The 23329-nt window shown below is 48.3% G+C and carries 19 protein-coding genes; 18 read left to right on the top strand and 1 reads right to left on the bottom strand.

Annotation, left to right across the window (positions count from 1 at the left end; all coding sequences use genetic code 11):
* Positions 1–32 precede the first annotated feature (32 nt).
* The 17 genes from cpsG to ugd all read left to right on the top strand — a co-directional run bounded on the left by cpsG (position 33) and on the right by ugd (position 21073).
* Complete coding sequence (cpsG, locus tag G6Q29_RS04070; protein WP_165464606.1) at positions 33–1403, top strand: colanic acid biosynthesis phosphomannomutase CpsG; 1371 nt, start codon at positions 33–35, stop codon at positions 1401–1403.
* A 115-nt stretch (positions 1404–1518) separates the two neighbouring features.
* Positions 1519–2913: an undecaprenyl-phosphate glucose phosphotransferase gene (wcaJ, locus tag G6Q29_RS04065; RefSeq protein WP_165464605.1), complete on the top strand. Its 1395-nt coding sequence runs from the start codon at positions 1519–1521 to the stop codon at positions 2911–2913.
* A 1-nt stretch (position 2914) separates the two neighbouring features.
* The gene (gene wzxC / locus G6Q29_RS04060; protein ID WP_165464604.1) at positions 2915–4393 is read left to right on the top strand and encodes a colanic acid undecaprenyl disphosphate flippase WzxC; all 1479 of its coding nucleotides are present in this window, start codon (positions 2915–2917) and stop codon (positions 4391–4393) included.
* Positions 4394–4408: 15 nt separating this feature from the next.
* On the top strand, positions 4409–5689 hold the full coding sequence (gene wcaK / locus G6Q29_RS04055; RefSeq protein WP_006811234.1) for a colanic acid biosynthesis pyruvyl transferase WcaK: 1281 nt from the start codon (positions 4409–4411) through the stop codon (positions 5687–5689).
* On the top strand, positions 5686–6906 hold the full coding sequence (wcaL, locus tag G6Q29_RS04050) for a colanic acid biosynthesis glycosyltransferase WcaL (RefSeq protein WP_165464603.1): 1221 nt from the start codon (positions 5686–5688) through the stop codon (positions 6904–6906). Before wcaK ends, wcaL begins: the two co-directional genes overlap by 4 nt.
* Before the next feature lie 12 nt (positions 6907–6918).
* On the top strand, positions 6919–8310 hold the full coding sequence (gene wcaM / locus G6Q29_RS04045) for a colanic acid biosynthesis protein WcaM (protein ID WP_165464602.1): 1392 nt from the start codon (positions 6919–6921) through the stop codon (positions 8308–8310).
* A 174-nt stretch (positions 8311–8484) separates the two neighbouring features.
* Positions 8485–9384, top strand: a complete 900-nt coding sequence (galF, locus tag G6Q29_RS04040) for a GalU regulator GalF (RefSeq protein ID WP_165464601.1) — start codon at positions 8485–8487, stop codon at positions 9382–9384.
* 356 nt (positions 9385–9740) lie between these two features.
* Positions 9741–10826 carry a dTDP-glucose 4,6-dehydratase gene (rfbB, locus tag G6Q29_RS04035; RefSeq protein WP_165464600.1) on the top strand — a complete coding sequence of 362 codons (1086 nt, stop codon included), beginning with the start codon at positions 9741–9743 and terminating at the stop codon, positions 10824–10826.
* Positions 10826–11725 carry a dTDP-4-dehydrorhamnose reductase gene (rfbD, locus tag G6Q29_RS04030; RefSeq protein WP_165464599.1) on the top strand — a complete coding sequence of 300 codons (900 nt, stop codon included), beginning with the start codon at positions 10826–10828 and terminating at the stop codon, positions 11723–11725. Before rfbB ends, rfbD begins: the two co-directional genes overlap by 1 nt.
* A gap of 53 nt (positions 11726–11778) precedes the next feature.
* Positions 11779–12657, top strand: a complete 879-nt coding sequence (rfbA, locus tag G6Q29_RS04025; protein ID WP_165464598.1) for a glucose-1-phosphate thymidylyltransferase RfbA — start codon at positions 11779–11781, stop codon at positions 12655–12657.
* A gap of 3 nt (positions 12658–12660) precedes the next feature.
* Complete coding sequence (gene rfbC, locus G6Q29_RS04020) at positions 12661–13197, top strand: dTDP-4-dehydrorhamnose 3,5-epimerase (protein ID WP_165464597.1); 537 nt, start codon at positions 12661–12663, stop codon at positions 13195–13197.
* Positions 13198–13254: 57 nt separating this feature from the next.
* A complete protein-coding gene (locus G6Q29_RS04015) occupies positions 13255–14496 on the top strand; it encodes an oligosaccharide flippase family protein (RefSeq protein WP_165464596.1) in 1242 nt (413 codons plus the stop codon).
* A complete protein-coding gene (locus tag G6Q29_RS04010) occupies positions 14493–15374 on the top strand; it encodes a glycosyltransferase family 2 protein (protein WP_165464595.1) in 882 nt (293 codons plus the stop codon). The genes G6Q29_RS04015 and G6Q29_RS04010 overlap by 4 nt, the downstream gene beginning before the upstream one ends.
* Before the next feature lie 9 nt (positions 15375–15383).
* Positions 15384–16499 carry a glycosyltransferase family 4 protein gene (locus G6Q29_RS04005; RefSeq protein WP_165464594.1) on the top strand — a complete coding sequence of 372 codons (1116 nt, stop codon included), beginning with the start codon at positions 15384–15386 and terminating at the stop codon, positions 16497–16499.
* A 447-nt stretch (positions 16500–16946) separates the two neighbouring features.
* Positions 16947–18098, top strand: coding sequence for an EpsG family protein (locus G6Q29_RS04000; RefSeq protein ID WP_165464593.1), 1152 nt, complete (start codon positions 16947–16949; stop codon positions 18096–18098).
* A gap of 148 nt (positions 18099–18246) precedes the next feature.
* Complete coding sequence (gene gndA / locus G6Q29_RS03995) at positions 18247–19653, top strand: NADP-dependent phosphogluconate dehydrogenase (RefSeq protein ID WP_023303973.1); 1407 nt, start codon at positions 18247–18249, stop codon at positions 19651–19653.
* A 253-nt stretch (positions 19654–19906) separates the two neighbouring features.
* A complete protein-coding gene (gene ugd / locus G6Q29_RS03990) occupies positions 19907–21073 on the top strand; it encodes a UDP-glucose 6-dehydrogenase (RefSeq protein ID WP_032673946.1) in 1167 nt (388 codons plus the stop codon).
* A gap of 49 nt (positions 21074–21122) precedes the next feature.
* On the opposite strand, the gene G6Q29_RS03985 is transcribed toward ugd, so the two are convergent.
* Entirely contained in the window at positions 21123–22127 is a 1005-nt protein-coding gene (locus G6Q29_RS03985) for an NAD-dependent epimerase (protein WP_165464592.1), read from the bottom strand.
* A gap of 192 nt (positions 22128–22319) precedes the next feature.
* On the opposite strand from G6Q29_RS03985, the gene wzzB reads away from it, so the two are divergent.
* Entirely contained in the window at positions 22320–23300 is a 981-nt protein-coding gene (wzzB, locus tag G6Q29_RS03980; protein ID WP_165464591.1) for an LPS O-antigen chain length determinant protein WzzB, read from the top strand.
* The last annotated feature ends 29 nt before the right edge of the window (positions 23301–23329 follow it).

The raw sequence follows: 23329 nt of genomic DNA, 5'->3' as shown, positions 1-23329 counted from the left end.
AGGGCCAACTGTTGCCTGAAAAAGGGGTCATCATGGAAAAATTAACCTGTTTTAAAGCCTACGATATTCGCGGCAAGCTGGGCGAAGAGCTGAACGAAGACATTGCGTGGCGCATCGGCCGCGCGTACGGCGAATACCTGAAACCACAAACTATCGTGCTGGGCGGCGACGTGCGTCTGACAAGCGAATCCCTGAAGCTGGCGCTGGCGAAAGGGCTACAGGACGCGGGCGTCGACGTCCTGGACATTGGCCTTTCCGGTACCGAAGAGATCTATTTTGCCACCTTCCACCTGGGCGTGGACGGCGGTATCGAAGTGACGGCCAGCCATAACCCGATGGACTACAACGGCATGAAGCTGGTGCGCAAGGGTGCGCGTCCTATCAGCGGCGATACCGGCCTGCGCGACGTGCAGCGTCTGGCCGAGGCCAACGACTTCCCGCCGGTGAATGAAGCCAGACGCGGCAGCTATAAGCAGATTAACCTGCAAAAAGAGTACATCGACCACCTGCTGGGCTACATCAACGTGGCAAACCTCAAACCGCTGAAGCTGGTGATCAACTCCGGCAACGGCGCGGCAGGCCCGGTTGTCGATGCACTTGAAGCCCGCTTTAAGGCGCTGAACGTGCCGGTGACCTTCGTCAAAGTGCACAACACGCCTGACGGCAACTTCCCGAACGGTATCCCTAACCCGCTGCTGCCGGAGTGCCGCGACGACACCCGCAACGCGGTGATTGAGCACGGTGCCGATATGGGTATCGCCTTTGACGGCGATTTTGACCGCTGCTTCCTGTTCGACGAGAAGGGGCAGTTTATCGAAGGCTACTACATCGTTGGCCTGCTGGCGGAAGCGTTCCTCGAGAAAAACCCGGGGGCGAAAATCATTCACGATCCGCGTCTTTCCTGGAACACCGTTGACGTGGTGAAGGCCGCGGGCGGCGAGCCGGTGATGTCCAAAACCGGCCACGCGTTTATCAAAGAGCGTATGCGCGAGGAAGACGCCATCTACGGCGGCGAGATGAGCGCCCACCACTATTTCCGTGATTTTGCCTACTGCGACAGCGGGATGATCCCGTGGCTGCTGGTGACCGAGCTGCTGTGCCTGAAAGGGCAGAGCCTGGGCGAACTGGTGCGTGACCGCATGTCGGCGTTCCCGGCGAGCGGCGAGATCAACAGCAAACTGGCGCAGCCTGCCGATGCTATCGCCCGCGTCGAACAGCACTTTGCCATTCACGCGCTGGAGATTGACCGTACGGACGGTATCAGCATGGCGTTCCCGCAGTGGCGCTTCAACCTGCGCTCCTCCAACACCGAGCCGGTGGTGCGCCTGAACGTGGAGTCCCGCGCCGATACCGCGCTGATGGAAGCCCGAACGAAGGATATTCTGGCGCTGTTGAATCAGTAAAAACTGCCCCTCACCCCAGCCCTCTCCCCAAAGGGGAGAGGGTGTTCAAGTTCCCTCTCCCCTTTGGGGAGAGGGGTAGGGTGAGGGGGAAAGGTTTAGAACTAAAGGAACAACGATGACAAATCTAAAAAAGCGCGAACGAGCGAGAACGAATGCATCGTTAATCTCAATGGTGCAGCGTTTTTCTGATATCACCCTCATGGTCGGCGGGCTGTGGGCGGTGTGTTGGGTCAGCGGGCAGTCGTTCTTATACATGCACTTGCTGATGGCGTTGATTGCGCTGGTGGTGTTTCAGATGATCGGGGGCATGACGGATTTCTATCGTTCATGGCGCGGCGTCAAAATGACCACCGAACTGATGCTGCTGCTCCAGAACTGGACCTTAAGCCTGATTTTCAGCGCAGGCCTGGTGGCGTTCAGCCATGATTTTGATAACCGTCTTGTGACCTATCTCTGCTGGTATCTGTTGACCAGCATTGGCATGGTGATCTGCCGCTCGCTGATCCGCTTTGGCGCGGGCTGGCTGCGTAACCGCGGGTATAACCGTCGCTTCGTTGCCGTGGCGGGCGATCTGCCGGTGGGACAGGTGTTGCTCGACAGCTTCCGCAAAGAGCCGTGGTTAGGTTTTGAAGTGGTCGGGATTTATCACGACGCGAAGCCCGGCGGCGTGCCGTCCGACTGGGCAGGTAACTACGAACAGCTTATTGACGATGCGAAAGCCGGCAAAATTCATAACGTCTATATCGCCATGCAGATGAAAGATGAATCCCGCATCAAGAAACTGATGCGCGAGCTGGCGGATACCACCTGCTCGGTGATCCTCATCCCGGATGTCTTCACCTTCAATATTCTCCACTCCCGTATTGAAGAGGTGAACGGGGTACCGGTTGTGCCGCTGTACGACACGCCGCTGTCGGGGATTAACCGCGTGCTGAAGCGCGTGGAAGATATCGTGCTTTCGTCTCTGATCCTGCTGCTCATCTCCCCGGTGCTGTGCTGCATTGCGCTGGCGGTGAAGCTCAGCTCTCCGGGTCCGATCATCTTCCGTCAGACCCGCTACGGCATGGACGGTAAGCCGATCATGGTGTGGAAATTCCGCTCCATGAAGGTGATGGAGAACGACAAGGTGGTGACCCAGGCGACGCAGAACGATCCGCGCGTTACCCGCGTGGGCAACTTCCTGCGCAGAACCTCGCTCGATGAGCTGCCGCAGTTCATCAACGTGTTCACCGGGGGGATGTCCATTGTCGGGCCTCGCCCTCACGCCGTGGCCCATAACGAGCAGTACCGTACCCTGATTGAAGGCTACATGCTGCGCCATAAGGTGAAGCCAGGCATCACAGGCTGGGCGCAGATCAACGGCTGGCGCGGCGAGACCGACACGCTGGAAAAAATGGAAAAACGTATCGAGTTCGATCTGGAGTACATCCGCGAGTGGAGCCTCTGGTTCGATATTAAGATTGTTTTTCTGACCATTTTCAAAGGCTTCGTGAACAAAGCGGCGTACTAAGATGAGCTTACGAGAAAAAACCATCAGCGGCGCGAAATGGTCAGCCATGGCCACCATCGTCATCATTGGCCTCGGCCTGGTGCAGATGACGGTGCTGGCGCGCATTATCGATAATCACCAGTTTGGTCTGCTGACCGTCTCGCTGGTGATCATCGCCCTCGCCGATACGCTGTCTGACTTTGGTATCGCCAACTCCATTATCCAGCGCAAAGAGATCGGCCATCTGGAGTTGACCACGCTCTACTGGCTGAACGTCGGGCTGGGTATCTTCGTCTTTGTGCTGGTGTTCATGCTGAGCGATGTGATTGCCGGCGTGCTGCATAACCCGGACCTGGCGCCGCTGATGCGCACCCTGTCGTTCGCTTTCGTGGTGATCCCGCACGGGCAGCAGTTCCGCGCGCTGATGCAAAAAGAGCTGGAGTTCAACAAGATCGGCATGATTGAAACCAGCGCCGTGCTGGCGGGTTTTACCTTCACCGTGGTCAGCGCCCATTTCTGGCCGCTGGCGATGACCGCCATCCTCGGCTACCTCGTTAACTCTGCCGTGCGCACGCTGCTGTTTGGCTTCTTTGGCCGCAAGATTTATCGCCCGGGTCTGCATTTCTCGCTGGCGTCTGTTTCATCCAACCTGCGCTTCGGCGCGTGGCTGACGGCAGACAGCATTATCAACTACGTGAATACTAACCTCTCCACGCTGGTGCTGGCGCGCATTCTGGGCGCGAGCGTCGCGGGCGGTTATAACCTGGCGTACAACGTCGCGGTTGTCCCGCCGATGAAGCTCAACCCAATCATTACCCGCGTGCTGTTTCCGGCGTTTGCCAAGATTCAGGACGATACCGAAAAGCTGCGCGTCAACTTCTATAAGCTGCTGTCCGTGGTGGGGATTATCAACTTCCCGGTGCTGCTGGGGCTGATGGTGGTCGCCAGCAACTTCGTGCCGCTGGTGTTTGGCGAGAAATGGAACAGCATCATCCCGATCCTGCAACTGCTGTGCGTCGTGGGGCTGCTGCGCTCGGTGGGGAACCCGATTGGTTCTCTGCTGATGGCGAAGGCGCTCGTGGATATCAGCTTCAAGTTCAACGTGTTTAAAACCTTCCTGTTTATTCCGGCAATTATTGTGGGCGGCCACACGGCGGGCGCCATTGGCGTGACGCTCGGCTTCCTGCTGGTGCAGATTGTCAATACCGTGCTGAGCTACTTCGTGATGATCAAACCGGTGCTGGGCTCCAGCTACCGTCAGTACATCCTCAGCCTGTGGCTACCGTTCTATCTCTCCTTACCGACGCTTGCGGTGAGCTACGGCCTGGGCGTGGTGCTCAACGGGCATCTGCCGCTGGCGGCGCTGCTTGCGGTGCAGGTCGCGGCAGGCGCGCTGGCGTTCGGGGTGATGATTGTGCTGTCACGCAATGCGCTGGTGGTCGAGATGAAGCGCCAGTTTTGCCGTAACGAAAAAATGAAAACGCTGCTTCGCGCAGGCTAATTTTACGAGGCCATTATGAAATTACTTATTCTTGGCAACCATACCTGCGGCAACCGTGGCGACAGCGCCATCCTGCGCGGTTTACTGGATGCAATTAACACCCTTAAGCCTGAGACTGAAGTGGATGTGATGAGCCGTTATCCGGTCAGCTCATCCTGGTTACTGAACCGCCCGGTGATGGGCGATCCGCTCTACAGCCAGATGAAACAGCACAACAACGCAGCGGGCGTGATGGGGCGCGTGAAGAAAGTGCTGCGTCGCCGCTACCAGCATCAGGTGCTGCTTTCTCGCGTGACCGACACCGGCAAGCTGCGCAACATCGCCATCGCGCAGGGCTTTACCGATTTTGTGCGTCTGCTGTCCGGCTATGACGCGATTATCCAGGTGGGCGGTTCGTTCTTCGTCGATCTCTACGGCGTGCCGCAGTTTGAGCATGCACTCTGCACCTTCATGGCGAAAAAACCGCTGTTTATGATTGGCCACAGCGTCGGGCCATTCCAGGATCCGCAGTTTAACCAGCTGGCGAACTATGTCTTCGGCCACTGCGACGCGCTGATCCTGCGTGAATCGGTCAGCCTCGACATGATGAAGCGCAGTGAAATCGACACCACCAAAGTGGAGCACGGTGTGGACACCGCCTGGCTGGTGGATCATCAGGATGACAGTTTCCAGGCCAGCTACGCGGTACAGCACTGGCTGGACGTGGCGGCAAAACAGAAAACCGTCGCCATTACCCTGCGTGAACTTGCGCCGTTCGATAAACGCCTCGGCACGACCCAGGCGGCGTACGAGAAAGCCTTTGCCGACGTGGTGAACCGCGTGCTGGACAGCGGTTACCAGGTGCTGGCGCTTTCCACCTGTACCGGTATCGACAGCTATAACAAAGATGACCGTATGGTGGCGCTCAACCTGCGTAACCTGGTCAACGACCCGTCCCGTTACCACGTGGTGATGGACGAGCTAAACGACCTGGAGATGGGCAAGCTGCTCTCCGCCTGCGACCTGACCGTGGGCACGCGTTTGCACTCGGCCATTATCTCGATGAACTTCGGCACGCCGGCCATTGCCATCAACTACGAACACAAATCCGCGGGCATTATGCAGCAGCTCGGTATGCCGGAAATGGCCGTCGATATTCGTCATCTGCTGGACGGATCGCTCGGTGCGATGGTGGGCGACACGCTCGGCCAGCTGCCTGCGATCAACGAACGTCTGGCGGTGGCGGTTAAAGCCGAACGCGAAAAAGGTATTGGCATGGTGAAATCCGTCCTCGACCGCGTCCGGGAGGGGAAATGAAGGTTGGTTTCTTCTTACTGAAATTTCCGCTGTCGTCTGAAACCTTTGTGCTGAACCAAATCACCGCGTTTATCGATATGGGGTATGACGTGGAGATTATCGCCCTGCAAAAGGGCGATACGCAAAACACCCATGCGGCGTATACCCAGTATGGACTGGAGGCAAAAACCCGCTGGTTGCAGGACGAACCCGCCGGACGGATGAACAAACTGCGCTATCGCGCCGGACAGACGCTGCGCGGCCTGCATCGCGCCTCGACGTGGCGGGCGCTGAATATGTCGCGCTATGGGGCGGAGGCCCGCAACCTGATCCTTTCCGCCATTTGCGGGCAAACGGCCCAGCCGTACCGGGCCGATGTCTTTATCGCCCACTTTGGCCCGGCGGGCGTCACTGCGGCAAAACTGCGCGAGCTGGGAGTGATTGACGGCAAAATCGCAACCATTTTCCATGGAATCGACATCTCCAGCCGGGAAGTGCTGAACCACTACACGCCGGAATATCAGCAGCTGTTTCGCCGCGGCGACATGATGCTGCCGATAAGCGACCTGTGGGCCGGGCGCCTGAAAACCATGGGGTGCCCGAGCGAGAAAATCACCGTTTCACGCATGGGCGTGGACATGGAACGCTTCACCCAGCGACCGGTCAAGGTGCCGGGCAAGCCGCTGCAAATTATCTCTGTTGCCCGTCTGACCGAAAAGAAAGGGCTGCACGTGGCCATCGAAGCCTGTCGCCAGCTGAAGGCGCGCGGCGTGGACTTCCACTACCGCATCCTGGGTATCGGGCCGTGGGAGCGTCGCCTGCGCACGCTGATTGAACAGTATCAGCTGGAAGACGAGGTCGAGATGCCGGGCTTCAAGCCGAGCCACGAAGTAAAAGCCATGCTCGATGACGCGGATGTGTTCCTGCTGCCTTCCGTAACCGGCGCCGACGGCGATATGGAAGGCATTCCCGTGGCGCTGATGGAGGCGATGGCGGTCGGCATTCCGGTGGTTTCGACCCTGCACAGCGGGATCCCGGAGCTGATCACCTCTGAGCATTCCGGCTGGCTGGTCCCTGAAAACAATGCGCTGGCGCTGGCGGACCGTCTGGCCGCGTTCAGCGATATCGATCGGCAGACGCTGATCCCTGTGCTGCAAAATGCGCGGCAAAAAGTCGAAGCAGAATTCAATCAGCAGGTGATTAATCGCCGGTTAGCGAGCCTGCTGCAAACGCTGTAACGCTGAGGTTGTATGCTGAAAAAGATTACCCGACGCCGATTTGTCTCTTCTTTATCCGTTCTGGCTGCCATGCCGCTGCTGTCGCCCCGCGCTGCGCGGGCGGCAACCGGGAAGACGGTTTCTGTCGATCGCTACAACAATAACGACTGGATCGCCGCCTTTAAGCAGGCGTTTACCGAGGGCGATACCGTGGTCGTTCCCGCCGGGTTCACCTGTGAAAACATCAATACCGGCATTTTCATTCCTGATGGCAAAACCCTGCTGATCCGCGGTGCGCTGAAGGGCAACGGGCGTGGACGATTTGTACTCCAGGAGGGTTGTAAGGTCATTGGGGAAGGTGAGGGGCGCACGCATAACATTACGCTGGACGTGCGAGGCTCCGACTGTGTCATTAAAGGGCTGGCGATGAGCGGCTTCGGCCCCGTTACTCAGATCTACATCGGCGGCAAGAAGCCGAGGGTAATGCGCAATCTGCTCATTGATAACATCAATGTGTCACAGGCCAACTATGCGATTCTGCGTCAGGGGTTTCATAATCAGGTGGACGGCGCGCGCATTACCAACAGTCAATTCAGCCACTTGCAGGGTGACGCGATTGAGTGGAACGTGGCGATTAACGACCGCAATATCCTGATCTCTGACCATGTAATCGACAACATCAACTGCACCAATGGCAAGATTAACTGGGGCATAGGCATTGGGCTGGCCGGCAGTACGTACGACAATGATTACCCGGAACAGCAGACCGTTAAAAACTTCGTCGTGGCAAATATCACCGGCAGCAACTGTCGACAGTTGGTTCATGTCGAAAACGGTAAACACTTTGTGATTCGTAATATCAAGGCCAGCAATATTACCCCTGACTTCAGTAAAAAAGCCGGAATTGATAACGCGACGGTAGCTATTTATGGCTGTGATAATTTCGTCATTGATAATGTCGATATGGTGAACAGCGCCGGAATGCTAATCGGGTATGGGGTGATTAAGGGCGATTATCTGTCGATACCGCAGAACTTCAAACTTAATGATATTCGCCTGGATAACCGACAGCTTGCCTATAAGCTGCGCGGGATCCAGATTTCCTCCGGCAATGCCACGTCGTTCGTCGCCATTACCAACGTCAACATGCAGCAGGCAACGCTGGAGCTACACAACAAGCCGCAGCATCTTTTCTTGCGGAATATCAAGGTGATGCAAGAGTCTACAACGGGGCCCGCCCTGAAGATGAACTTTGACTTGCGCAAGGACGTGCGCGGGAAGTTTATGGCTAAAAACGAGACGCTGCTGTCGCTGGCGAACATTCATGCGGTAAATGAAAAGGGACAGAGTTCGGTGGATATTGATCGGGTCGATCAACACGTGGTGAATACGGAACGATTGAATTTTGCGCTGCCGCACAGGTAATCATACAGCCTATTTTGCGACTATTCCTGGAACAAAATCGCGATCTATTCAGATTACAACTACTGTAATTTGTGGTGGGGTGACCTAGGATTACTTCATATTTACGGCAAAACATGCTGGCGAAAACAGGTTTAAAAGCTATAATTCGTCAACCATTTTAAGGTGGAAGAAATAATGATTAATTTGAAAGCAGTCATACCGGTAGCGGGTTTGGGCATGCACATGTTGCCCGCCACAAAGGCCATTCCTAAAGAGATGCTGCCGATCGTTGACAAGCCGATGATTCAGTACATCGTCGACGAGATTGTTGCTGCGGGGATCAAAGAAATCGTTCTGGTGACGCACTCTTCGAAGAATGCCGTTGAGAACCACTTCGACACCTCTTATGAACTCGAAGCGTTGCTTGAGCAGCGCGTCAAGCGTCAGCTTCTGGCAGAAGTTCAGTCTATCTGTCCTCCTGGCGTGACCATCATGAACGTGCGTCAGGCGCAGCCGCTGGGCCTGGGCCACTCTATTCTGTGCGCGCGCCCGGTGGTGGGAGATAACCCGTTCATCGTCGTTCTGCCCGATATCATTATCGATACTGCTTCCGCCGATCCGCTGCGTTACAACCTGGCGGCAATGGTCGCGCGCTTCAACGAGACGGGGCGCAGCCAGGTGCTGGCGAAACGTATGAAGGGCGATCTTTCTGAGTACTCCGTTATCCAGACTAAAGAGCCACTGGAGACGGAAGGGCAGGTGAGCCGTATCGTTGAGTTTATCGAAAAACCCGATCAGCCGCAGACCCTGGACTCCGACCTGATGGCGGTAGGCCGCTATGTGCTGAATGCGGATATCTGGGCTGAACTGGAAAAAACCGAGCCGGGTGCCTGGGACCGTATCCAGCTGACCGATGCGATTGCTGAGCTGGCGAAGAAGCAATCGGTTGATGCGATGCTGATGACCGGCGACAGCTATGACTGCGGTAAGAAAATGGGGTATATGCAGGCGTTTGTGAACTATGGCCTGCGTAACCTGAAGGAAGGGGCGAAGTTCAGAAGCCGGATTGAGAAGTTGCTGGCTGAAGACAGTTAGTCCTTCCTTAGCCAGACAGACTTCATGCGCGGCAGCCATTATTTAAGTTATGTTTTTACATAACAAAAATAATGGCTGCCGCTTTTTATTATCAATTCCTATGATAACAAAGAGTTATCTGCTTCAAATCTGGGCTGATTTGTAACGATTTGTACTTGTTTCCGAGTCCATTTAGGACGACAATTAACGCCAGTTTTTGTCTGAAATCAGACAGTCAATCTTATATTCAACACTCGCTCAGTGCACTGGTAGCTGTCAAGCCAGGGGCGGTAGCGTGCAAAATTTCTGAACCCTGAATTAATACCTGGGTTCAGAACGCCAATATCTCGACATATCTACAAAACGGAATAGATAACGTGAAAATTCTTGTGACGGGTGGAGCCGGCTTTATCGGCTCAGCGGTTGTACGACATATTATTAAAAATACCCAGGACGAAGTCGTCAACGTGGATAAACTGACGTATGCCGGTAACCTGGAGTCCCTTAACGATGTCAGCGCTAGCGAACGTTATGTGTTTGAGCATGCAGATATTTGTGATAAAGGGGCTATGGACCGTATTTTTGCTGAGCATAAACCGGATGCGGTAATGCACCTGGCGGCTGAAAGTCACGTTGACCGTTCCATTACCGGCCCGGCCGCATTTATTGAAACCAACATTGTTGGGACCTATGTGCTTCTGGAAGCTGCCCGTGCTTACTGGTCAACCCTTGATGACGCAGCGAAAAAAGCGTTTCGCTTCCATCATATCTCCACCGATGAAGTGTACGGGGATCTGCCGCACCCGGATGAACATCCGGCATCCTCAGAGCTTCCGCTGTTCACTGAAACCACAGCCTACGCGCCAAGCAGCCCATACTCTGCCTCCAAAGCGTCCAGCGACCATCTGGTTCGCGCCTGGCTGCGCACCTACGGTTTCCCGACGATTGTCACCAATTGTTCAAACAACTACGGTCCGTATCATTTCCCGGAAAAGCTGATCCCGCTGGTGATCCTGAACGCGCTGGACGGAAAAGCGCTGCCGATTTACGGCAAAGGCGACCAGATCCGCGACTGGCTCTATGTTGAAGATCATGCCCGTGCGCTTTACACCGTTGTGACTCAGGGTAAACCGGGGGAAACTTACAACATCGGTGGTCATAACGAAAAGCAAAACCTGGACGTTGTGCACACTATTTGCGATCTGCTGGATGAGATCGTGCCTAAAGAAGGCTCTTACCGCGATCAGATAACGTATGTTGCCGATCGTCCAGGACATGACCGCCGCTATGCGATTGATGCGCATAAAATTGGGATTGAGCTGGGCTGGAAGCCTGAGGAGACATTCGAAAGTGGAATTCGTAAAACCGTGGAATGGTATCTGAGCAACCAGGACTGGGTTAATAACGTTAAAAGCGGTGCCTATAAAACCTGGATCGAACAGAACTACGGGGAACGTCAATAATGAACATTCTTCTGTTCGGTAAAACAGGGCAGGTGGGCTGGGAGCTTCAGCGCGCGCTGGCTCCACTTGGCAATCTGATTGCGCTTGATGTGCATTCTACAGATTACTGTGGCGATTTCAGCAACCCGGAAGGGATTGCTGAGACGGTGCGTAATATTAAACCTGATGTGATCGTCAACGCAGCCGCACATACCGCAGTGGATAAAGCAGAATCGGAACCAGAGTTTGCGAAGTTGCTGAATGCGACAAGCGTTGAGTCTATCGCGAAAGAAGCTGCAAAGATCGGCGCCTGGGTTGTTCACTACTCTACGGATTACGTCTTCCCGGGTGATGGCGAAACCCCCTGGAGTGAGACAGATGTAACGGCACCGCTGAATGTTTATGGTCAGACGAAACTGGATGGCGAAAAAGCATTGCAGGATAACTGCCCTCATCACCTGATTTTCCGCACAAGCTGGGTATATGCAGGCAAAGGCAACAATTTTGCAAAGACCATGCTGCGTCTGGCTAAAGAACGCAAAGAGCTTTCGGTCATTAACGATCAGGTGGGTGCCCCAACAGGCGCTGAGCTGTTAGCCGATTGTACTGCCCACGCCATACGCGTCGCGATGGTGAAACCAGATGTTGCCGGGCTTTACCATCTGGTTGCCTCTGAAACGACAACCTGGTACGACTATGCGGCATTAGTGTTTGAGGAAGCCAAAAAGGCAGGCATTGAGCTGGCAATTGAAAAGCTGAATGCTGTACCAACCACGGCCTATCCGACGCCTGCGCGTCGCCCACACAATTCACGCTTAAATACCATGAAGTTTCAGCAGAACTTCAATCTGGTCTTGCCTGCATGGCATGTTGGTGTGAAACGTATGCTTGCTGAGCTTTTCACGGCACAATCCATTTAATCCATTGAAAAAATGCCCGTTTACGGGCATTTCGTGTTTATAGAGAAATTATAATGGCTACACGTAAAGGTATTATCCTTGCCGGCGGATCCGGCACTCGTCTCTACCCGGTGACCATGGCGGTAAGCAAGCAACTGCTGCCAATTTACGACAAACCCATGATTTACTATCCGCTGTCTACGCTCATGCTGGCAGGGATTAAAGATATTCTGATAATCAGTACGCCGCAGGACACTCCACGCTTTGAGCAGTTGCTCGGTGACGGTAGCCAGTGGGGGTTAAACCTTCAGTATAAAGTCCAGCCAAGCCCGGACGGACTGGCACAGGCCTTTATCATTGGCGAAGAGTTTATTGGTGACGATAGCTGTGCGCTGGTGCTGGGCGATAATATTTTCTATGGCCATGACTTGCCGAAACAGCTGGAAGCCGCAGTAAAAAAAGGTAACGGTGCAACCGTATTCGCCTACCACGTCAATGACCCTGAACGTTATGGCGTGGTGGAGTTTGATAAGGATGGTACGGCAATCAGTCTGGAAGAGAAACCGCTTGAACCGAAAAGTAACTATGCCGTTACGGGACTCTATTTCTACGATAACGATGTAGTGGAAATGGCGAAGAACCTGAAGCCTTCCGCGCGCGGCGAGCTGGAAATTACCGACATCAACCGTATTTACCTGGAGCAGGGCCGTCTATCCGTTGCAATGATGGGGCGTGGCTATGCCTGGCTGGATACCGGTACACATCAGAGCCTGATCGAGGCGAGCAATTTTATTGCGACGATTGAAGAGCGTCAGGGGCTGAAAGTGTCCTGCCCGGAAGAGATTGCATATCGCAAAGGGTTTATTGATGCTGAGCAGGTGAAGAAACTGGCTGAACCATTGAAGAAAAATGCCTATGGCCAATACTTGCTGAAGATGATTAAAGGTTACTAAGACATGAACGTAATTAAAACTGATATTCCTGATGTGCTGATTTTTGAACCAAAAGTATTTGGTGACGATCGTGGTTTTTTCTTTGAAAGTTTCAGCCAGAAAGTATTTGAAGAGGCGGTAGGACGTAAAGTTGATTTTGTGCAGGACAATCATTCAAAATCCAGCAAAGGTGTTCTGCGTGGTCTGCATTATCAACTGGAACCGTATGCACAGGGCAAACTAGTGCGTTGTATCGCGGGTGAAGTTTTTGATGTTGCGGTTGATATTCGAAAATCTTCGCCAACGTTTGGGAAATGGGTTGGTGTGAATTTGTCTGCTGAAAATAAACGACAACTTTGGATCCCTGAAGGGTTTGCTCATGGGTTTTTAGTCTTGAGTGATGTTGCTGAGTTTGTTTATAAGACGACAAATTATTATCACCCTGAAAGTGACAGAGGGTTGATTTGGAATGATTTAGACATCCAAATTGACTGGCCTCTCGAGGATGCACCTTTGCTTTCTGCGAAAGATTTGCAACAGCCAACCTTCAAATCCCTCTGAACAAAGCAGAAACCCTACAGCTTTAATTTTTGTAGGGTTTAGCATTTTTATAAGCTCATGAGAAAATTTATCAGAGACGTCCCCCTTAAATCTATTTTTCATCTTTTTTTAGTTAGAGGTAGTATTTATCTCTTTCCATTTATCACATTGCCAGTAATAACACGCAGCCTTGGTGTGACGCAGTTCGGGATATTATCAATGTTTCTGGCTGCTCAACAATATTTAATAATGTTAGTGGAATATGGTTTCACATTGACAGGTGCAAGGGATATTTCCAGAGCTTTACATAAATTTGACGAAAACAAAATATTAAGCGAGATTATAAAGTGCCGCTTTTTAATCTTTCTGGTTTGCACTATCTTGGTGGCTTCTACGTATTTTATACTCCCTGAGTATGGATATTCATTTTGTTACCTCATATTATTAATGACAGTTTTAAGCTCTGTATGTAATCAAACTCACTTTTTTATTGGTAAGGAGAGGACAGGATTTATAGTTATCTCAACTTGCATAGCAAGAATTCTATCAATCTTAATTGTAGTGCTATTTGTAAGAAATAAAGATGATATATATATTGCTATGATCGCATATTCATTAAACATAGCTTTACCGAATATTCTATCTATTTTTTATTTGCAATCCGTATTGAAATATAATTCATTCTATAAAACCTCTTGGAAAGGATTATTATTTAGATTCAAAAGCGGTTTTGATATTTTCATATCAAATGTATTCACTAATGTGTACAGTTCATTAACGCTGATTTATCTGGGTTCTGTTCGCGGACCAACAGAAACAGGTTATTATTCTAGTGCCGAAAAATTAAAAGCCGCAGCGCAAGGGGTCCTTTCACCAATTGCGCAAGCATTTTTTCCAAGAATATCTAAAAAAGAAGGCCATGAGTTTTACCTGCTGTGGCGTAAGTCAACAATAATACTCGTTGGCTTTTCTATGTTGATTGTTACAGGATTGATATTATTTAGTCAGTTAATATACCGAATGTTTTTAGGACAGCAATATTTCGCAGGTTTACCTATTTATTATATTTTGTCATTTAGTATAATTTCTATATCTTTCGGAATAGCATATGCACAGAACTTATATTTGACTCAAGGTAAAACTAAACTCCTAAGAATGATATACTTTGTGGTTTCGATCCTCCACATAATACATATGCCATTATTTGTTCATTTCTTTGGAGCAATTGGCGCAGCACTCTCGGTGTTAATCACTGAAACCCTTGCTTCGTTGCTTATGTTTATTTTCAGAAAAAAATGCTTCTTATGGAGTCAAAATTGAAGATTTTCGCATTAATTGTGACCTATAATCCAGACTTAAATTCCTTTAGCAAAAACCTTGATGCTATTAATAATCAAGTAGAAAAGGTAATTATTGTCGATAATAGCAATGATGCTACATGCCAGGATAACCTTAAAGCCTATCTTAAAGAAAAAAATGACACTATACTCATTCAACCAAAAGAAAATCTAGGTATCGCTTATGCACAAAACATTGGTTTTGTGCAAGCTATTAAAAATAATGCTGACTATATTATAACATTTGATCAGGATTCATCTGTAGAGGATGGTTTGATTGCAGAACTTTATAGCGAGTACAAAAAAGTCGAGGCATTAAACGGTATTAAAATCGCTTGCATAGGCCCATCTGTTATCAATGAAAGAAATCATAAACGGTATGAAAAATATTTCCGAAATAGTACTAAGATAAATGATTCCATATATAGTGTTAAATCTATTATTTCTTCAGGTACACTGTATAATGTAAATGTATTTTCTGCAATAGGCTTAAATAAAGCAGAATGGTTTATTGATTCTATCGATATTGAATGGTGTTATAGAGCAAGATATCTGGGTTATCATGTGTTAATGACAACTAAGGTTGCTATGAAACATAATCTTGGCGCTAAAGATATGCATCTTCCATTAGGTAAATCTATTAACATAGGCTCTCCATTTAGATTGTATTATGTGTATCGCAATTGGGTTTTTTCACTTCGAGAGCCTCAATTTGAACTAGCCTATAAAATTAAATTATTGATCTTCATGCCTATAAAATTCATTATTTTCGCTAACGTTTCACCACGCAAATCAAGAATGATATATATGCTGCGTGGTTTAAAAGATGGCGTAATGAAAAAACATTCTTTTTTTAAATAAGTTTAATAAATGAAAATTTCGATTACTGCAAACACCAGTTGGTATATTTATAATTTTCGCAGAAATACTATTTTGGCACTAATAAATAGTGGGCACGAAATAATTGCGGTATCTTCTGATCTGGATTATAAAGAAAAATTAGAATCATTGGGCTGTAAATATGTTCAAATCAAAATGCAGAGATGGGGGAAAAACCCGTTCTTCGATTTGAAAACTATCTATGACTTCTATAAAGTCTTCAAAAAACAAAAGGTAGAATTAACATTAAATTTCACGCCGAAAAATAATATATATGCAAGTTATGCGGCAAGTTTTCTTAATATTAAGATAATTAATAACATAGCTGGTCTGGGTGTAGCGTTTATTGAAAATAATCTCTTTTCTCGGCTTGTTTCATTTTTATATAAAACAAGCCAAAAAAAAGCAGACTATATCTTCTTTCAAAATAATGACGATAAAAAGCTTTTTATCGATTTAGGTATCGTGCGCCCCGAAAATTGCGATCGGTTGCCTGGTTCAGGTGTTGATCTATCGCGCTTCGAATATTCTGCTATTAGTACATCTGATAAAATTAGATTTTTACTAGTAGCACGGTTAATTGCGGAAAAAGGTGTGCGTCTATATGCTGAAGCAGCAAAAGAATTAAAAAAACGTTATTCTAATCTGGAATTTTGTTTATTAGGGCCATTAGATACATGTAGTGCTTCCGCAATTAAATTTGATGAAATTGAAGCATGGCAAAATCAAGAGATAATTAATTATTTGGGTTTCACAGATCATGTTGAGAATGAATTAAAACGTTCTGATTGCATAGTACTTCCTTCATATTACAGAGAAGGTGTGCCTAAGTCTCTTTTAGAAGCAGCCGCGATTGGTAGGCCAATAATTACTACAGACAATGTTGGATGTAAAGAGGTCGTTGATGATGGCGTGAATGGTTTCCTGTGTGAACCAAAATCTATGACTAGCCTAATGTATGGTCTTGAAAAATTTATTTTATTATCGCCTAATGAAAAAGAAAAGATGAGCGAGAAAAGTAGAGAAAAAGTACAGAAAGAATTTGATGAAAAAATTGTTATTAATAAGTATTTGGATGTAATAAATAAATTATTGAAACAGCCTTAGTAAGATGAGTGTTGAGATAAGAATTGTTAGGTCGTCCTTGTGAACAAATTTGGATAATTATAAATACAATTAATTAAGATAGAGTGATTTTTTATGTTCTAAAAAACCTACGGTATCACTTATATTTGTTGTTGGGGCTGTATTATTAATACTGCAAAAAACTGATTTTTTAATGCAACAGTAATAAATTTCGATACTTTTCAGTCGTATTTTATAGGTCATTCATTCTCGCTGAGTTTGACGTAAGTGTTATATTTTTTTATTCTATAAATTATACAATGACTCTGGCTAATGCGAACTATTAATAACATTAAATACTCCTTGATGAGAGACGACGTATAGAATCTAAAACGTACGAATGTTTATGCTATAACCAACATAAAGTTACTCATCAGTTATTTATCTTATAGGTATATGGGCTTACCAAAACAGCATGGAGTCGAAAATATGCCCTGGATTTTTTTAATTACATTTAGTTTATTCTGTGTGGTTGTATGCGCGATTAATCAAAGTTATTCGAAAGTGATGTCTTTTGCTGTAACTTCAATGTTCACTGTTTTCTTTACTATCTATTACTTTAATGGTGTAGATTGGTTAAATTATTATTATGTTTTCGATTATTTCAAGAGCGCGTTTGATATTCGATATGATTTGCTTTTCAATATTTATTTATTTATCGCTGCAAATTCCATCGGTGTGTTTCAGATAGTAATATTTGTTTTCTATTCCTTTTGTTTCTTTTTGCTTTATAAATTGACAAAGAATAGCTGCGTTGCCATCAATGGACCTGCGTTTATTACTTGCGTTATCTTTTTAGGGGGGATGGCTTTAGTAGTAGACCAGATACGGCAATTTGTGGCGATTTGTATTTCTTTCTTTGCATTCAATTATCTACTTCAGGGTAATTCGAAAAAATTTTATAAATATATATTAATTGCTGCTCTGTTCCATTATTCAGCATTGTTTATTTTGTTGTTTAGATTGTTAGTTAACTTAAAGAAAAAAACAATCATTATTGCTGGCATGGTTGTTGTGGTCTTCTTTGTTTTTCTTGGGGGTATAATAATCTTCAATTTAGGATTTGTCTCTAATATTCCAATAATTGGTTTAGAACTTTATAGGAAAGTTGCTATATATGTTCGTGAGTTAGATACCTTTAAAGCAGAAATAGGGTTTGGTGTATGTGCTGATATTATTATTATTTTTTACTATTTAATACGTAGGGAAAGGTACAATGAGTTAGATAAACTTTGGGCCTTGGCATTTATGTCAGCGTGTTTTCATATAGCATTCTATTTTATGCCTGCGTTTTCACGATTTAACTATTTTTCAATCCTACCGTTATCTTACATATTCAGTCATGCGCTTACAAGCAGAAGAAATAAAATGGGAATCACACAGTTTGGGGCGATTGTAGGGGCTGTTTCGTTGACTATACTAATAGTGACGGTGAAAACCTTTACTGATCCAAAGAGGCCGTCATGGGATGAGTATTCAACAAGTGCGATTCTTTACAATTCACAGGAATTAGATCATCTGAGAAGCATTCGATGCGCAGCATTAAAAAATGAAATTGAGGATTTTTGCGCAACTTATTAAGAATGATTTCTCATTACAGATAATGAAAGCTAAAGCAATGCAAATTCACTGTTTTGTGCTATCCATGAGTTAGCTTCCTGGGTTAATATTTAAAATACATTTCAAGCCGCGCAACAGTCGCGGCGACCACACCTGACAGGAGTATGTAATGTCCAAGCAACAGATCGGCGTTGTCGGTATGGCAGTGATGGGGCGCAACCTGGCGCTCAACATCGAAAGCCGTGGTTATACCGTCTCCGTTTTCAACCGCTCCCGTGATAAGACCGAAGAAGTCATCGCTGAGAATCCAGGCAAGAAACTGGTTCCTTTCTATACGGTTAAAGAGTTCGTTGAGTCTCTGGAAACACCTCGTCGTATCCTGTTAATGGTGAAAGCGGGCGCAGGTACCGATGCAGCTATCGATTCACTGAAACCGTATCTGGATAAGGGTGACATCATTATCGATGGCGGCAACACCTTCTTCCAGGACACCATTCGTCGTAACCGTGAACTGTCTGCTGAAGGCTTCAACTTCATTGGTACCGGCGTATCCGGCGGTGAAGAGGGCGCCCTGAAAGGCCCATCCATCATGCCTGGTGGACAGAAAGAAGCGTACGAACTGGTCGCGCCTATCCTGACTAAAATCGCAGCCGTCGCTGAAGACGGTGAGCCATGCGTGACCTATATCGGTCCTGATGGCGCTGGTCATTACGTGAAAATGGTTCACAACGGCATTGAGTATGGCGACATGCAGCTGATTGCTGAAGCCTACTCTCTGCTGAAGGGCGGCCTGAACCTCTCCAACGAGGAGCTCGCAGAGACTTTTACCGAGTGGAATAAAGGCGAGCTGAACAGCTACCTGATCGACATCACCAAAGATATCTTCACCAAGAAAGATGAAGAGGGAAAATACCTGGTTGATGTGATTCTGGATGAAGCCGCGAACAAAGGCACCGGTAAATGGACCAGCCAGAGCTCTCTGGACCTGGGTGAGCCACTGTCCCTGATCACCGAATCTGTTTTTGCACGTTATATCTCTTCTCTGAAAGAGCAGCGTGTGGCGGCATCTAAAGTGTTGTCTGGTCCTCAGGCCAAACCCGCTGGTGATAAAGCCGAGTTCGTTGAGAAAGTCCGTCGCGCGCTGTATCTGGGTAAAATCGTCTCTTACGCGCAAGGCTTCTCCCAGCTGCGCGCGGCATCTGACGAGAACAACTGGGATCTGAACTACGGTGAGATCGCGAAGATCTTCCGTGCCGGCTGTATCATTCGCGCTCAGTTCCTGCAAAAAATCACCGATGCCTATGCTGAAAACGCGGGTATCGCAAACCTTCTGCTGGCACCTTACTTCAAACAAATTGCTGACGAATATCAGCAGGCGCTGCGTGATGTGGTTGCGTACGCAGTGCAGAATGGTATCCCGGTTCCGACCTTCTCCGCTGCGGTGGCATACTACGACAGCTATCGTGCTGCCGTTCTGCCAGCGAACCTGATTCAGGCACAGCGTGACTACTTCGGTGCGCATACCTATAAGCGTACGGATAAAGAAGGTGTGTTCCACACTGAATGGCTGGATTAATCTGATTTAACTCAGTCTGATAGCATGGCCCGGTGTGTCTCACCGGGCTTTTTTTATCGCTTTCAGGCCCATGTTGACTTAGTTTTTCCAGCCTGCCACTTTCATTGCCGCGTAAACCACTACCTTTATCCCTTTCTGAAGCAAGGCATTCGCCTTGACAGTCCCTCAACTTAAGAGGTAAAAACCTCAACAGTTGTTTATTGCGGTGGTGTGCTTACGCCTCCAGAAACTCAAATTTGAAGAAGTCAAACAAATGAAAATAACCATCTCCGGAACAGGCTATGTTGGTCTCTCAAACGGTATTCTGATTGCACAAAACCATGAAGTGGTTGCGCTGGATATCGTGCAGGCAAAAGTGGACATGCTTAACCAGAAGAAGTCTCCTATTGTCGATAAAGAGATTGAAGAATACCTCGCGACTAAACCGCTGAACTTCCGCGCTACCACGGACAAAGAAGACGCTTACCGCGATGCGGATTTCGTCATCATCGCCACGCCGACCGACTACGATCCTAAAACCAACTATTTTAATACCTCAACCGTTGAAGCGGTGATCAAAGACGTTACGGCAATTAACCCTAACGCAGTGATGATCATCAAGTCGACGATTCCAGTGGGCTTTACCAAATCGATTAAAGAAGAGTTGGGTATTGATAATGTCTTCTTCTCGCCGGAATTTCTCCGCGAGGGCAGGGCGTTATACGATAACCTGCACCCATCCCGTATCGTGATTGGCGAGCGTTCCGAGCGTGCGGAGCGTTTTGCTGCATTACTTCAGGAAGGCGCCATTAAAAAAGATGTTCCGGTACTGTTCACCGATTCCACAGAAGCTGAGGCCATTAAGCTTTTCGCTAACACCTATCTGGCGATGCGTGTGGCTTACTTCAACGAACTTGACAGCTATGCCGAGAGCTTAGGTCTGAACACCCGTCAGATCATCGAAGGCGTGTGTCTTGACCCGCGTATCGGTAACCATTACAACAACCCGTCCTTCGGTTACGGTGGCTACTGCCTGCCTAAAGATACCAAGCAGCTGCTGGCAAACTATCAGGCGGTGCCGAACAACCTGATTTCCGCCATTGTGGATGCCAACCGCACGCGTAAAGACTTCATCTCGGATTCCATTCTCGCGCGTCAGCCGAAAGTGGTGGGTGTGTATCGCCTGATCATGAAGAGCGGTTCCGATAACTTCCGCGCTTCTTCCATTCAGGGGATTATGAAGCGTATTAAGGCGAAAGGCGTGCAGGTGATCATTTATGAACCGGCCATGCAGGAAGACGAGTTCTTCCATTCACGTGTGATCCGCGATCTGGATGCGTTTAAGAAAGAAGCGGACGTGATTATCTCCAACCGCATGGCGGAAGAGCTGGCGGACGTGAAAGATAAAGTTTATACCCGCGATTTGTTCGGCAGCGACTGATTTAAATCGTGATATAAAAAAACCCGGCACTCTGCCGGGTTTTTTGTTTTTAAACGTTATAGAAGTTGCGGTACCAGTCGACGAAGTTTTTTACGCCCTCTTTGACTGAGGTCTGTGGTTTAAAACCAATGACGTCGTACAGCGCTTTGGTGTCCGCACTGGTCTCCAGCACATCCCCCGGCTGGATCGGCATCATATTTTTGACTGCTTCTTTGCCCAGCGCCTCTTCAAGCGCGGTAATGTAATCCATCAGTTCGACAGGTGAACTGTTGCCGATGTTATATACGCGATACGGGGCAGAGCTGGTTGCTGGCGAACCGGTTTCGACGGTCCAGTCGGCATCGGCCTGAGGAATGACGTCCTGTAGGCGAATAATCGCCTCCGCAATATCATCGATATAGGTGAAGTCGCGCTTCATCTTACCGTAGTTGTAGACGTCGATACTGTTGCCTTCAATCATAGCTTTGGTGAATTTAAACAGCGCCATGTCCGGGCGCCCCCACGGGCCATACACGGTAAAGAAGCGCAGACCAGTGGTCGGCAGGTTGTACAGATGCGAATAGGTATGCGACATCAGCTCGTTAGCTTTTTTGGTGGCGGCATACAGGGAGACCGGATGGTCCACGGAGTCGTCAGTAGAAAACGGCATTTTTCGGTTGAGGCCGTAAACGGAACTGGATGACGCATACAGAAGATGCTGAACCTTGTTGTGGCGACAGCCTTCCAGCACGTTCAGGTGACCTACCAGGTTAGCATCCGCGTAGGCATGGGGGTTTTCCAGCGAGTAGCGCACGCCCGCCTGGGCGGCAAGATGGATCACGCGGTCAAATTTCTCATTGGCGAAGAGCGCAGCCATGCCCTCGCGGTCCGCTAAGTCCAGCTTGTGGAAAGTAAAACTCTGGGATTTGAGCAGTTCGAGGCGGGCGAGCTTGAGGTTGGGGTCGTAGTAATCATTCAGATTATCAATCCCAACGACGTCATGCCCTGCGCCAAGCAGACGCTTGCTGACGTGAGAACCGATAAAGCCTGCCGCGCCCGTTACCAAAAATTTCATAATATCCCTCATCAACACTATGTACCTGTTATGCCCTTAGGCAGCAAAATACGGCTATGATAGCGCGTTGAGAGAGAGTTACCTAACCCATCTTTCCGATATAACTCATCGGATTCTTATAGAAAAATCGCCAACAAGAGATACACTATGTAAACATGATTATTTTGCCCTTTTTCATTTGTTAGGGATTGTATGACGCAAAACAACAATAACCCGGTCATTAGTAGCAATGACCAGGAACAAATTGATTTTCTCGATTTATTGCTGCAATTATGGAGTGGTAAGTGGGTAATAGGGGCGTTCACCGCTATATTTATCGTTCTTGCTACTGTGTACATTACCGTTGTTCAAGAAAAATGGACATCGTCTGCTATCATATCCCAACCTGATGCAGCACAAATTGCAACTTATTCTAATGCATTAGACATACTTTATCGCGGCTCAGGCCCCTCAATGACCGACATTCAGAATCGTGCCATTGGTCGTTTCAATTCATCCTTTTCTGCCCTGGCCCAAGCCCTGGAAAATCAGGAAGAACCCGAAAAACTCACTATCGAACCTACTGTTAAAGGGCAGACGTTGCCATTAACCGTAAGCTATCAAGGTGAATCGGCTGAAGCAGCGCAAAAGCAGTTGGCACAGTATATTCAGCAGGTCGATGAGCAGACGGCAAAAGAGCTGACGCTTGATTTGAGTGATAACCTCAAACAGCAGATAACAACCTTAAACGACTCTCTTCAAAACCAGGAGAAAGTTGCGCAGGAGCAAAAAGATCTGCGTATTAAGCAGATTACTGAGGCATTAAAAAACGCAGAAGCTGCGAAAATCAAAGGTCCGCAGATTCAACAAACACAGGATGTGACCCAAGAAACCATGTTCCTGCTGGGTAGTGAAGCCCTAAAATCGATGATTGAAAACGAAGCGTCTCGTCCGCTGGTTTTTACTAGTCTCTATTATCAGACCAAACAAAATTTACTGGATATTCAGAACCTTAACGTTAATCCAGACACGTTACACGTGTACCGTTACATCATGAAACCTAATCTGCCTATACGTCGTGACAGTCCCAAAAAGGCCATTACTCTCATCCTTGCCGTTCTCCTCGGCGGGATCATCGGTTCTGCTGTCGTTCTTGGCCGTAACGCGCTGAGAAACTACAAACCAAAAGCCTGATTTACATACAAAAAAAGACCGGGTCTCCC

Origin of the sequence: Enterobacter cloacae (assembly GCF_011078175.1) — a bacterium.
GTDB lineage: Bacteria > Pseudomonadota > Gammaproteobacteria > Enterobacterales > Enterobacteriaceae > Enterobacter > Enterobacter cloacae_Q.
This window is presented reverse-complemented; position numbering and strand designations above follow the sequence as displayed.